At 73.0% G+C, this 12,945-nt stretch carries 8 protein-coding genes; 3 read left to right on the top strand and 5 right to left on the bottom strand.

Annotated elements, in window-relative coordinates; translation table 11 throughout:
• Nucleotide 1 precedes the first annotated feature (1 nt).
• Both uvrC and AB0F58_RS12130 read right to left on the bottom strand, forming a co-directional pair.
• Complete coding sequence (uvrC, locus tag AB0F58_RS12135; RefSeq protein WP_357141746.1) at nucleotides 2-1,939, bottom strand: excinuclease ABC subunit UvrC; 1,938 nt, start codon at nucleotides 1,937-1,939, stop codon at nucleotides 2-4.
• Nucleotides 1,940-2,050: 111 nt separating this feature from the next.
• Complete coding sequence (locus AB0F58_RS12130; protein WP_357141743.1) at nucleotides 2,051-2,947, bottom strand: hypothetical protein; 897 nt, start codon at nucleotides 2,945-2,947, stop codon at nucleotides 2,051-2,053.
• Between the two features lie 224 nt (nucleotides 2,948-3,171).
• Here AB0F58_RS12130 and AB0F58_RS12125 point away from each other — a divergent pair, with 224 nt between their 5' ends.
• Entirely contained in the window at nucleotides 3,172-6,414 is a 3,243-nt protein-coding gene (locus AB0F58_RS12125) for a penicillin acylase family protein (protein WP_357141740.1), read from the top strand.
• A gap of 74 nt (nucleotides 6,415-6,488) precedes the next feature.
• On the opposite strand, the gene AB0F58_RS12120 is transcribed toward AB0F58_RS12125, so the two are convergent.
• The 3 genes from AB0F58_RS12120 to rsgA form a co-directional block, all read right to left on the bottom strand.
• Nucleotides 6,489-6,965 (bottom strand): Rieske (2Fe-2S) protein, encoded by a 477-nt coding sequence (locus AB0F58_RS12120; RefSeq protein WP_357141736.1) that lies wholly within the window; start codon nucleotides 6,963-6,965, stop codon nucleotides 6,489-6,491.
• A 114-nt stretch (nucleotides 6,966-7,079) separates the two neighbouring features.
• Entirely contained in the window at nucleotides 7,080-10,022 is a 2,943-nt protein-coding gene (uvrA, locus tag AB0F58_RS12115; protein ID WP_357141733.1) for an excinuclease ABC subunit UvrA, read from the bottom strand.
• Between the two features lie 208 nt (nucleotides 10,023-10,230).
• On the bottom strand, nucleotides 10,231-11,277 hold the full coding sequence (gene rsgA / locus AB0F58_RS12110; RefSeq protein WP_357141730.1) for a ribosome small subunit-dependent GTPase A: 1,047 nt from the start codon (nucleotides 11,275-11,277) through the stop codon (nucleotides 10,231-10,233).
• Between the two features lie 167 nt (nucleotides 11,278-11,444).
• Between rsgA and AB0F58_RS12105 the strand changes: the two genes are divergently transcribed.
• Both AB0F58_RS12105 and AB0F58_RS12100 read left to right on the top strand, forming a co-directional pair.
• The gene (locus AB0F58_RS12105) at nucleotides 11,445-12,161 is read left to right on the top strand and encodes a maleylpyruvate isomerase family mycothiol-dependent enzyme (RefSeq protein ID WP_357141727.1); all 717 of its coding nucleotides are present in this window, start codon (nucleotides 11,445-11,447) and stop codon (nucleotides 12,159-12,161) included.
• 7 nt (nucleotides 12,162-12,168) lie between these two features.
• A complete protein-coding gene (locus AB0F58_RS12100; RefSeq protein ID WP_357141725.1) occupies nucleotides 12,169-12,822 on the top strand; it encodes an MBL fold metallo-hydrolase in 654 nt (217 codons plus the stop codon).
• Nucleotides 12,823-12,945 lie beyond the last annotated feature (123 nt).

The raw sequence follows: 12,945 nt of genomic DNA, 5'->3' as shown, positions 1-12,945 counted from the left end.
CTCAGGAGCGGGCGGGCTGCTCGCCCGCGCCGAGCGCGGCGAGGATCGCCTCGGCGGTGCGCGGGCCGATGCCGGGGACCTCGGTGATCTCGTCGACGCTGGCCGCCGCGACCCGCTTCAGCGAGCCGAAGTGCCGCAGCAGCGCCTTGCGGCGGACCTCGCCCAGGCCGGGCACGGTGTCCAGCGCGGACTCGGTCATCCGCTTGGAGCGGCGCTGCCGGTGGAAGGTGATGGCGAACCGGTGCGCCTCGTCGCGGACGCGTTGCAGCAGGTAGAGCGCCTCGGAGGTGCGCGGCAGGACGACCGGGAACTCGTCGTCGGGGACCCAGACCTCCTCCAGTCGCTTGGCGAGTCCGCAGAGCGCCACGTCGTCGACGCCCAGGTCGGCCAGGGCCGCCGCGGCGGCGGCCACCTGTGGCGGGCCGCCGTCGACCACCACCAGCTGCGGCGGGTACGCGAACCGGCGGGGCCGACCGGTGGTCGGGTCCACACCGGGCCGGTCCGGGTCGGCGGCCGTCTCCTCGCCGATCTCGCCGGTCTCGGCGCGGGTGTCCAGGTAGCGGGCGAACCGGCGGCGCAGCACCTCGGACATGGCGGACAGGTCGTCGGTCGCGCCCCGCACGATGAACCGGCGGTACTCGCTCTTGCGCGGCAGGCCGTCCTCGAAGACCACCATGCTGGCCACCACGTCGGTGCCCTGGATCTGGGAGACGTCGTAACACTCGACGCGCAGCGGGACGGTGTCCATCCCGAGCGCCTCGGCGATCTCGTCGAGCGCCTTGCCGCGGGTGGTCAGGTCACCGGCGCGGCGTAGCTTGTGCCGGGCGAGGACGTCCTTCGCGTTACGGCCGACCGTCTCCAGCAGGGCCCGCTTGTCACCGCGCTGCGGCACCCGCAGGGTGACCCGGCTGCCCCGGCGGGCGGAGAGCCAGTCCGCGAGGGCGTCGGCGTCCCCGGGCAGCTCCGGCACGAGCAGCTCGCGGGGCAGGTCGGCCTCGCCCTGCTCGCCGCCGTACACCTGGGTGCAGAAGTGGTGGACGAGGTCGCCCGTGGTCAGCTCCTCGGTCTTCTCCACCACCCAGCCGCGCTGGCCCCGGACCCGGCCGTCGCGGACGTGGAAGACCTGGACGGCGGCCTCCAGGGGGTCGTCGGCGAAGGCGACCACGTCGGCGTCGGTGCCGTCGCCGAGCACGACGGTCTGCTTCTCCATCGCCCGGCGCAGGGCGGCGACGTCGTCCCGGAGCCGGGCGGCCCGCTCGAACTCCAGCTGCTCGCTCGCCTCGGTCATCTCCCGTTCGAGCTTGCGGACCATCGTGTCGGTGCGGCCGGCCATGAAGTCGCAGAAGGCGTCGACGATGTCCCGGTGCTGCTCGGCGGTGACGGTGCCCACGCAGGGTGCGGAGCACTTGCCGATGTACCCGAGCAGGCAGGGCCGGCCGACCTGACCGGCCCGCTTGAAGACCCCGGCGGAGCAGGTCCGCGCCGGGAAGACCCGCAGCAGCAGGTCGAGCGTCTCGCGGATCGCCCAGGCGTGCGAGTACGGCCCGAAGTAGCGCACCCCCCGGCGCTTCGCGCCGCGCATCACCTGGAGCCGGGGGTACTCCTCGTCGAGGGTGACGGCGAGGTACGGGTACGACTTGTCGTCCCGGTACCGGACGTTGAACCGCGGGTCGTACTGCTTGATCTCGGTGAACTCCTGCTGGAGCGCCTCGACCTCGGTGGCCACCGACGTCCACTCCACCGACTCGGCGGTGAAGACCATCTGCCGGGTGCGCTGGTGCAGCCCGACCGGGTCGGCGAAGTAGGAGTTGAGGCGGCTGCGCAGGTTCTTGGCCTTGCCGACGTAGACGACCCGGCCGGTGCCGTCGCGGAACCGGTAGACCCCCGGGGACTCGGGGATGGTGCCGGGAGCGGGGCGGTACGTCGACGGATCGGCCACACCTGCGAGCCTAGTCGCCGGCACCGACACTCCCGGCCTCCGGCGGGCCGCCTCAGGCGTCGCCGGCCGGCTGGTCCGTCCACGACCGCCCGCCGGCGCCCCCCGGGGCGATCAGGCGGCGAGGCGCCAGGAGAACCAGGCGGCGTGCGGGTAGTGGTCGGAGAGCGGCTCGCCGGCCGGGTCCAGGAACCGCTGGTGCTCGGTGGCGTAGCGGACCAGGTCGAGCCGGACCGACGGGTTGCTCCGGTAGAGAATCTTGTCGACCACCTCGCAGGCGTTGGTGACGTTGGCCGGATCGCAGGTCAACGCGGGGCTGCCGAGCGCCGGGGGCACCCCGCCGCGCTCCTGCTGCACCCAGGCGTCGGTCAGGCCGTTGGCGGCGACCAGCTCCCGGATGGTGTCGCCGGTGCGGGTGTAGCGGACGTTGAGGTCGCCCATCACCACCACCGCGTTGCCGACCGAGTTGGCCGTGATGTACGCGGAGAGCTGGGCGAGGTTGTCCCGCCGGGCGGCGAGGTCCCGCTCGCCGCTGCCGGCGTTGGCGTGCACGTTGTAGAAGTCGACGTACACCCCCTCGGCCAGCCGGATACGGGAGGCGGTGAAGCCCTTCGGGGTGAGGCAGTCGGCACCGGCGCACCGGTTCCAGGTCACCCGCTGGAAGTCCGAGAACGGCAGGTTCGACATGGTGTTCAGGCCGCTGCCGAACGGCACGCCGCCGCTGGTCCGGGTCCGGTGCGGATGGCGGTCGGTGGCGTACAGGTCGGCGTGGTAGTTGAAGTCCTCCTGGACGTGCACGATGTCGTACGCGTTGACCCGCTCCCCGATCGGCCCGGTGTTGACGGCCGGGTTGCTGCCGGAGAGGGGTTCGGGCAGGCCGGCGACGTTGTAGGTGAGCACCGAGAAGGCGCCCGTGGCGACGGCCGGCGGGGACGCCGCCGCGGCGGGTGCCGGCGTGGGGACCAGGGCGGCGAGCAGCGCCGCCGACGCGAGCAGGCGTACGGCGATCATCCGGTGGGTCCCCTTTCGACGGTGCGCCACCGCCCGGTCCGGCGACGGCGCCAGAAATCGAAGGCTATCGAGCAATGGCCGCGCGCTCAACACCTCGGGCAGGGACCTCGATTGATGTCTTCCCATGCCGGCCGGTCCGGCCTACCATCCGGTAACCGAATGTTCTTCACGTCACACCCGGCACGTCCGTCCCACGCCATGATCCCCAGGGTCCGGAGGATCACATGCCCCGTCCCGCCACCACCCGCCGCCTGCTGGCCGGCGCGACCGCCGTCGTCGGCCTCGCCGCCCTGCTCGTCTCCCCCACCCCGCCCCCGGCGGCCGGCGCACCCGCCGTCGCCCCGAAGGTCACCGGCACCACCACGTTCGCCGCCGACGACTACTGCCTGGGCGAGTGCGGCGACATCGTGCCGCCCGGCCAGAACGGCAACGCCACGCTGGTGGAGATCCTCGCCCACCAGACCCTCGGCACCATGCCCCGGCACTCCGGCGACCAGCTCGGCCGCTACGCCGACCTGGTCTACGGCTACGCCGGGTTGCGCGAGGACCAGCTCGGCTCGTTCTTCAACGACGCCTCCTTCGGCGTGCCGCCCGGCCAGGTCGAACGGGACTACTCGCCCCGTGCCGACGTGCGGATCGTGCGGGACCGGGCCACCGGCGTCCCGCACATCACCGGCACCACCCGGGGCGGCACCATGTACGGCGCCGGGTACGCCGGGGCCGAGGACCGGCTCTTCACCATCGACCTGCTCCGGCACGTCGGGCGGGGCACCCTCACCCCGTTCGCCGGTGGCGCGCCCGGCAACCGGGCCCTGGAGCAGAGCGTCTGGCGCAACTCGCCGTACACCGAGGCCGACCTCCAGGCGCAGGTCGACGCGCTGCGCGGCAGGGGTCCGCGCGGCGAGCAGCTCTACGCCGACGTGCAGGAGTACATCGCCGGCATCAACGCCTACGTCCGGGACTGCATGGACGACCGCAACTGCCCGGGTGAGTACGTACTGACCGGGCACCTCGACGCGATCACCAACGAGGGCGGCCCGAAGCCGTTCACGATGACCGACCTGATCGCCATCGCCGGGGTGGTCGGCGGTCTGTTCGGCGGCGGGGGCGGCACCGAGATGCAGTCCGCGCTGGTCCGGATCGCCGCTCGGGCCAAGTACGGCCCGACCGAGGGCGACCGGGTGTGGAACGCCTTCCGGGGGCAGAACGACCCGGAGGCCGTCCTGACCCTGCACGACGGGCAGAGCTTCCCGTACGGCGCCGCCGACCCGAACGCCCCGAGCGTGGTGCTGCCCGACGCCGGCTCGGCCCGTCCCGAGCCGGTCTTCACCGACCCCACGGGCTCCGCCGGCAGCAACGCCGCCACCCGGGGCGCGGACCTGGCCGCCGCGCTCTCCGGGCTGACCATCAGCCCGGCCCACCGGGGCATGTCCAACGCCGCCGTGATCTCCGCCGCGCACTCGAAGACCGGCCACCCGGTCGCCGTCTTCGGCCCGCAGACCGGCTACTTCGCCCCGCAACTGCTGATGGTGCAGGAGTTGCAGGGGCCGGGGATCAGCGCCCGGGGCGCCGCCTTCGCCGGCCTGAACCTCTACGTCCTGCTCGGCCGGGGCCAGGACTACGCCTGGAGCGCCACCTCCGCCAACCAGGACATCACCGACACGTACGCCGTGCCGCTCTGCACGCCCGACGGCAGCGCGCCGACGCCGACCAGCGACCACTACCTCTTCCGCGGCCAGTGCCTGCCGATGGAGAAGCTGTCCCACGTCAACACGTGGAAGCCCACCCTGGCCGACGGCACGCCGGCCGGGTCGTACCGGCTGGTCGCCTGGCGGACGAAGCTCGGCCTGGTGGCCTGGCGGGGCACGGTGGGCGGCCGGCCGCACGCCTTCACCCAGCTGCGCTCCACCTACCGGCACGAGGCCGTCTCGGCGATCGGCTTCCAACTGTTCAACGACCCGGCCCAGATGGGCTCCGCCGACGCCTTCATCGCCTCGGCCAACACCGTCGAGTACGCGTTCAACTGGTTCTACGTCAACTCCACCGAGTCGGCGTACGTGACCTCCGGCCTGCACCCGCTGCGCGCCACCGGAGCCAACCCGAACCTGCCGATGCGGGCCGAGCCGGCGTACGAGTGGCAGGGCTACGACCCGGCGACCAACACCGCCCGGTACGCCGCGCCGGCCACCCACCCGCAGTCGAGGAACCAGGACTACTACGTCAGCTGGAACAACAAGCAGGCCAAGGACTTCGGCGCGGCCGACGGCAACTTCAGCTTCGGCGCGGTGCACCGGGGCGACCTGCTCGACAAGCCGATCAAGGCGGCGATCGCCGCCGGCCAGAAGTTCGACCAGGCCTCGCTCACCTCGCTGGTGGAACGGGCCGGCCTGACCGACCTGCGCGGCATCGAGGTGCTCGACGAGCTGATCCGGGTGCTGGAGAGCCAGCCGGTCACCGACGCCACCCTGGCCGCCGAGATCAGCCGGCTCAAGGCGTGGCGGCAGGACGGCGCGCTGCGGGTGGAGACCGCGAAGGGCTCGAAGGTCTACCGGCACGCCGAGGCGATCCGCACCTTCGACGCCTGGTGGCCGCTGCTGGTCCGGGGCATGTTCAAAGAGCCGCTCGGCGCGGACCTCTACCAGGCGCTGGTGAACACCCTCGCGATCAACGAGTCCCCCTCCGGCCACCAGGCCGGCGACAAGTCGACCCTGCCCGGGTCGGCGAGCACCACCCAGACCCACAAGGGCTCGGCGTTCCAGTACGGCTGGTGGGGCTGGGTCGACAAGGACCTGCGCGCGGTGCTCGGCGACCCGGTCGCCGGTGGCCTCGGCCGCACCCACTGCGGCAACGGCGGCCTGGCCGGCTGTCGGCAGATCCTGCTCGACACGCTCGGCGCGGCGGCGGCGACCCCGGCCACCCAGACCTACCCGGGGGACGCCACCTGCGCGGCCGGCGACCAGTGGTGCGCCGACGCGATCGTCCAGTCACCGCTGGGCGGGATCACCCACGCCCCGATCGCCTGGCAGAACCGTCCCACCTACCAGCAGGTCGTCTCGTTCCCGGCCAAGCGCGGCGACGACCTGACCAACCTGGCCGCGCAGCGGCCGGTGACCGCGTCGAGCAGCCAGCTCGGCTACCCCGCCGCGCGGGCGGTGGACGGGGACCTGGGCACCCGGTGGGCCAGCTCGAAGTCCGACGACCAGTGGCTCACCGTTGACCTGGGGTCGGCCCGACCGGTCGGCCGGGTGGTGCTGGCCTGGGAGGCGGCGTACGCGCGGTCGTACCGGATCGAGGTCTCCACCGACGGGAGCACCTGGCGGACCGCCTGGTCGACCACGGCCGGCGACGGCGGCACCGATGCGCTCGCCTTCCCCACCGAGACCGCCCGGTACGTCCGGATGCGCGGCCTGACCCGGGCCACCACCCACGGCTTCTCCCTCTGGGAGATGGCGGTGTACGCCCGCTGACCCGCCGTTCGTCGGCGGGCGACGGGTCCGGCGTGGCCGGCACGGGACACCGTGCCGGCCACGCCGGTGCCGCGTCAGGCCAGCCGGATCTGGTCGCCGTCGACGACGATCTCCTTCGCCGGCAGCGGCTTCTTCGCCGGGCCGCCCTTCACCGCGCCGTCCTCGATCGAGAACCTGCTGTTGTGGCAGGTGCAGATGATGGTGCCGCCGTCGATCCGCGACACCGGGCACTTCTGGTGCGTGCAGATCGGACTGAAGCCCTTGAACACCCCGGCGCTGGGCTGGGTGACCACCACACCCTTGCTGGCGAGGATGACCCCGCCGCCGACCGGGACGTCGGCGGTGGCGACGACGCCGTCGGCCGCGTCCCGGTCGCCGCCCGCGTCGGCACTGGGCGACACGTCCGGACCGCCGCTGGTCGGGGCGGTGGAGCCGGTCGGCTCGTCGTCACCGCCACAGGCGGTCAGGACGACCGCCGCGCCGACCGCGCCGGCCCCGGCGAGCAGGGTGCGTCGGGTGGCCGGCCCGGTCGGCCCGTTGTCGTCACTCATGCCCAACCTCTTTCTCGCACTCCGTGCCGCCCTCCATGATCCGCGGCCACACCAGGGAACACGGACCACTGTGCCGGACGGTTCAGCCACCGTCGGGGCGACACCCCGCTCACCTCAGCGGGACCGGACCGGCGTCCGCCGGGTGGTGCGGGCACGGCCGGCGTTGGCCTTCGCGGCCCGGCCGGTGGCCGCCGCCGCGCCCCGGGCCGCACCGTCGAGGCCGAGCACCGGGCGCAGGAACTGGCCGGTGTGGCTCTCGGCGACCTCGGCGACCTCCTCCGGGGTGCCGGTGGCGAGCACGGTGCCGCCCCGGTGGCCACCCTCCGGACCCATGTCGATCAGCCAGTCCGCGCTCTTGATCACGTCGAGGTTGTGCTCGATCGTGATCACCGTGTTGCCCTTGTCGACCAGCCCCTCCAGGACCATCAGCAGCTTGCGGATGTCCTCGAAGTGCAGGCCGGTGGTGGGCTCGTCGAGCACGTAGACCGTCCGGCCGGTGGAGCGCTTCTGCAACTCGGAGGCGAGCTTGACCCGCTGGGCCTCCCCGCCGGACAGCGTCGGGGCGGGCTGGCCGAGCCGGACGTAGCCGAGGCCGACGTCGACCAGGGTCTTCAGGTGCCGGTGGATCGCCGGGATCGCGGAGAAGAACTCGGCCGCCTCCTCGATCGGCATGTCCAGCACCTCGGCGACGGTCCGGCCCTTGTAGTGCACCTCCAGGGTCTCCCGGTTGTACCGGGCGCCCTTGCAGACCTCACAGGGGACGTACACGTCGGGCAGGAAGTTCATCTCGATCTTGATGGTGCCGTCACCGGAGCACGCCTCGCACCGGCCGCCCTTGACGTTGAACGAGAACCGACCCGGGCCGTACCCCCGGACCTTCGCCTCGGTGGTCTCCGCGAAGAGCTTGCGGACGTGGTCCCAGACCCCGGTGTAGGTGGCCGGGTTCGAGCGGGGGGTCCGCCCAATCGGCGACTGGTCGACGCCGACGACCTTGTCGACCTGCTCCAGGCCGGTGATCCGGGTGTGCCGGCCGGGCACCAACCGGGCCCCGTTGATCTGGTTGGCCAGCACCGCGTAGAGGATGTCGTTGACCAGGGTCGACTTGCCCGAGCCGCTGACCCCGGTGACCGCGATGAGCTGCCCCAGCGGGAACGCCACGGTCAGGTTGCGCAGGTTGTGCTCGCGCGCGCCGTGCACGACCAGTTCCCGGTCGGGAGTCTGCGGGCGGCGCTGCGGTGGCGTCGGGATCGACTTCCGCCCGGAGAGGTACGCCCCGGTCACCGACTCCGGGTTCTCCAGCAGGGCGGGCACCGAGCCGGAGTGCACGATCCGCCCGCCGTGCTCGCCCGCGCCCGGACCGATGTCGACGATCCAGTCGGCGACCCGGATGGTGTCCTCGTCGTGCTCGACCACGATCAGCGTGTTGCCCAGACCGCGCAGCCGCAGCAGAGTCTCGATCAGGCGGTGGTTGTCCCGCTGGTGCAGGCCGATCGACGGCTCGTCGAGCACGTAGAGCACGCCGACCAGGCCGGAGCCGATCTGGGTGGCCAGCCGGATCCGCTGTGCCTCGCCGCCGGAGAGGGTGCCCGCCGGGCGGTCGAGGGAGAGGTAGTCCAGGCCGACGTCGAGCAGGAACCGCAGCCGGGCGTTGATCTCCTTGAGTACCCGCTCGGCGATCATCTTCTGCCGGTCGGTCAGCTCGATACCGGCGAGCAGATCAGCGCACTCCCCCACCGACAGGTTGCACACCTCGGCGATGCTCTTGCCGGCCACGGTGACCGCCAGCACCTCCGGCTTGAGCCGGGCGCCACCGCAGGCCGCGCAGGGCACGTCCCGCATGTAGCCCTCGTACTTGTCCCGGGACCACTCCGACTCGGTGTCGGTGTGCCGGCGCTCGATCCACTGCACCACGCCCTCGAAGCCGGTGTAGTAGGAGCGCTCACGGCCGTACTTGTTGCGGTAGCGCACGTGCACCTGGTCGCCGGAGCCGTGCAGGATGGTCTTCTGCACCCGCGCGGGCAGCGCCCGCCACGGGGTGTCCAGGTCGAAGTGCTCGCTCTCGCCGAGCGCCTCCAGCAGGCGGAGGAAGTACTCCAGGTTGTGCCCGGTGCCCCAGGGCTGGATCGCGCCCTCGCGCAGGGTGCGCTCCGGGTCGGGGATGATCAGCTCCGGGTCGACCTCCTTCTTGGTGCCCAGACCGGTGCACTCCGGGCAGGCACCGTACGGGGCGTTGAAGGAGAACACCCGGGGTTCCAGGTCCTCGATGGCGAGCGGGTGGTCGTTCGGGCAGGCCAGGTGCTCGGAGTACCGGCGCTCGCGGCCCGGGTCGTCCTCCGGCAGGTCCACGAAGTCGAGCAGGACCAGTCCGCCGGAGAGCCCGAGCGCGGCCTCGACCGAGTCGGTGAGCCGCTGCTTGGCGCTGGGCTTGACGGTGAGCCGGTCGATCACCACCTCGATGGTGTGCTTCTCCTGCTTCTTCAGCTTCGGCGGCTCGGTCAGCGGGTGCACCACGCCGTCGACCCGGGCGCGGGCGTACCCCTTGGCCTGGAGTTCGGCGAAGAGGTCGACGTACTCGCCCTTGCGCCCGCGGATCACCGGGGCGAGCACCATGAACCGGGTGCCCTCGGTCATGGCGAGCACCCGGTCGACGATCTGCTGCGGGCTCTGCCGGGAGATCCGCTCCCCGCAGACCGGGCAGTGCGGTTCGCCGACCCGGGCGAAGAACAGCCGGAGGTAGTCGTAGACCTCGGTGATGGTGCCGACGGTGGAGCGCGGGTTGCGCGAGGTCGACTTCTGGTCGATGGAGACGGCCGGGCTGAGCCCCTCGATGAAGTCGACGTCGGGCTTGTCCATCTGGCCGAGGAACTGCCGGGCGTACGAGGACAGCGACTCCACGTACCGCCGCTGCCCCTCGGCGAAGATCGTGTCGAACGCCAGGCTCGACTTGCCCGACCCGGAGAGCCCGGTGAAGACGATCAGCGCGTCCCGGGGCAGGTCGAGACTGACGTCACGCAGGTTGTGCTCGCGCGCGCCACGGATAATCAGGCGGTCGGCCACTGTCCGAGTACTCCATGATTTGAGAGAAGAAGATGCGATCTGTCCCACTCTGATGGCGATCCGAGCGGTCCTTGCGGCGCAGGAAAGCGCCCCGGCAACTCTAGCCCCGGGGTACGACACTTTCCCGCGCCGACGCATTCCCCCAGCTCAGCATGGGTGTGCCCGGCCCGGCGACCGCCGTTTCACCGGTCGCCGGGCCGGGCGGGGCTCAGGGCCGGGCGGTGTGCCGCCGCCCGCGCCGCCAACCGCCCCGCCGCTCGGCGGCCAGCCGGGACTCCCGCCGCCGGCTCTCGAAGGCCAGCTCCCGTTGCAGCTTGCGCCAGCTCTCCCAGCGGCGCGCGGTCAGCTCGCCGGTCTCCAGCGCGGTCCGGACCGCGCACCCCGGCTCGACCCCGTGCCCGCAGTCGGCGAACCGGCACGTCGAGGCCAGCTCCGTGACGTCGGCGAACGCGCGGTCCAGGCCGTCAGCACCGTCGAGCAGCCCGACCGCCCGAACGCCCGGGGTGTCCAGGACCGCGCCACCGCCGGGAATGGGCACCAGCGCCCGCCAGGTGGTCGTGTGCCGCCCCTTGCCGTCGACCCGCCGGATCGCCTGGGTGGGCATCACCTCCACCCCGGCCAACGCGTTGACCAGGCTCGACTTGCCCGCCCCGGAGATCCCGAGCAGCCCGAGCGTCCGGCCCGGGACGATCTCGGCACGCAGCGGGTCGAGCCCCGTCCCACGCTCCGCGCTGACCGGCAGCACCGGCACACCCGGGGCGGCCTGGGCCAGGTGGCGGGCCACCGCCGCCGCGTCCGCCGCGAGGTCGGCCTTGCTGAGCACGACCAGCGGCCGGGCGCCGGAGGCGTGCACCAGGGAGAGCAGCCGCTCCAGCCGCGCGACGTCCGGCGCGGGATGCACCGGCTCGACCACGGCGACGGCGTCCAGGTTCGCCGCCAGCACCTGCCCGCTGGCGTCCCGACCGGCGGTGCGCCGGACGAGCGCCGTCCGGCGGGGCAGCACCCGCTCCACGGTGACCGGGCCGTCCGGCCAGGTGCCCAGCAGCACCCAGTCGCCGGCGCAGGGCAGGCTGGTCAGGTCACGTGCGGCGGCGGCCAGGACCGCACCGCCCAGACTCGCCCGGACCGGCCCCTCGGCGCAGAGCACCGTGCAGACCCCCCGGTCGACCCGGGCCACCCGGCCGGGACGCTGCCCGGGCCGGGTGGCCGCCGCGCGGGCGGCGTCCCAGCCGAGAGCGGTGAGATCGATCGTCATGGCATCCCCATCGGTCGCGAACGAGTGGTTGGCGGGCACGCGGCCAGCGGAAACCCACCCCCCGTCCGAAGCCGTCGCCTGCGTTGCCGTCGACGGTAGGTGGCACACCGACACGCCGAAACCGATTTCCGTCAGCGGGGCGGCACGGTTGGGGATAGGGTCGCCAGGTGACTGATCCGCTTCTGCTCACGGGCGAGGTGGACGCCGCCACGGACCGCCTGTTCCGCACCGCCGCGCGCTTCGACGGCACCGACCTCTCCGCCGCGTCGCTGCTACCCGGCTGGACGCGCGGGCACGTCCTGGCCCACCTGGCCCGCAACGCCGACGGGCTGGTCAACCTGCTCACCGCCGCCCGCACCGGCGAGCACGTCCCGATGTACGCCAGCGCCACCGCCCGGGAGACCGAGATCACCGCCGGCGCGGCCCGGCCGCCCGAGGCGCTCTTGGACGACCTGCGCCTGTGCGCCGACCGGTTCACCGAGGCGGTCGCCGCCATGCCGGCCGAGGCATGGGCCGCCACGGTCCAGGGACGGAGCGGTCGCCCGTTGCCGGCGGCCACCCTCGTCTGGGCCCGGCTGCGGGAGATCGAGGTGCACCACGTCGACCTCGCCGCCGACTACCGCCCGGCCGACTGGTCGGAGCCGTTCGCCCACCGGCTGCTGCACGAGGTGACCGCCGGGCTCGCCGACCGGACCGACGCCCCCGCCATGGTGCTGCGCTTCGACGGTGTCCGGCACCAGCTCGTCGTCGGCGCCGCCGAGCACGCTCCGACGATCACCGGGCCCGCCTGCGAGCTGGCCGCCTGGCTCACCGGCCGCTTCGACGGTCGGACCCTCACCGTCGTTCCCGACGGACCCCTCCCGCTCCCACCCGAATGGATGTAGAACCCCGATGACCTATCGCGGAGACGTCACCCCCGGCGGCCCGCCGGCCGTGCGCGAGCTCGACCGGCTCACCATCACCAAGCTGTCGGTGGGGCCGATGGACAACAACGCCTATCTGCTGCGCTGCCGGGCCACCGGCGACCAGGTGCTCGTCGACGCGGCCAACGAGGCACCCCGCCTGCTCGACCTGGTCGGCGACGCCGGCCTGGCCGCCGTGGTCACCACGCACCGGCACATGGACCACTGGGTTGCCCTGGAGGAGGTGGTGGCGGCGACCGGCGCCCGGTCGCTGGTGCACGAGGCCGACGCCGAGGGGCTGCCGATCGCGTCGGAGACGCTGGCCGACGGCGACACCGTCCCGGTCGGCGACTGCGCGCTGGAGGTGATCCACATCGTCGGGCACACCCCCGGCTCGATCGCCCTGCTCTACCGGGACCCGGCCGGCACCCCGCACCTGCTCACCGGGGACTCCTTGTTCCCCGGCGGTGTCGGGAACACCGACAAGGACCCGGAGCGGTTCGCCTCGCTGATCGACGACGTCGAGCACAAGCTGTTCGACCGGCTGCCCGACGAGACCTGGTTCTACCCCGGCCACGGCAAGGACTCGACGCTCGGCGCGGAACGCCTGGCGGTGCCGCAGTGGCGGGCGCGCGGCTGGTAGGCCGGCACGCGTGGACAGGAGGCCCGGGACCGACCGACCGTCGGCTCCGGGCCGCTCGCCCGGGAGACGGCCGCCCGCCGGCTCACCCGCGCGCAAAGGCGCGTCGACGCGACAGCACACCGC

Source organism: Micromonospora sp. NPDC023956, from assembly GCF_040639195.1.
Taxonomy (GTDB): Bacteria; Actinomycetota; Actinomycetes; order Mycobacteriales; family Micromonosporaceae; genus Micromonospora.
This window is presented reverse-complemented; position numbering and strand designations above follow the sequence as displayed.

Bases quoted from the DNA above. Each gene is read 5' to 3' on its own strand.
- AB0F58_RS12125 (WP_357141740.1), top strand. From the start codon at position 3,172: ATGCCCCGTCCCGCCACCACCCGCCGCCTGCTGGCCGGCGCGACCGCC.
- AB0F58_RS12130 (WP_357141743.1), bottom strand. From the start codon at position 2,947: ATGATCGCCGTACGCCTGCTCGCGTCGGCGGCGCTGCTCGCCGCCCTG.
- AB0F58_RS12100 (WP_357141725.1), top strand. From the start codon at position 12,169: ATGACCTATCGCGGAGACGTCACCCCCGGCGGCCCGCCGGCCGTGCGC.
- AB0F58_RS12120 (WP_357141736.1), bottom strand. From the start codon at position 6,965: ATGAGTGACGACAACGGGCCGACCGGGCCGGCCACCCGACGCACCCTG.
- rsgA (WP_357141730.1), bottom strand. From the start codon at position 11,277: ATGACGATCGATCTCACCGCTCTCGGCTGGGACGCCGCCCGCGCGGCG.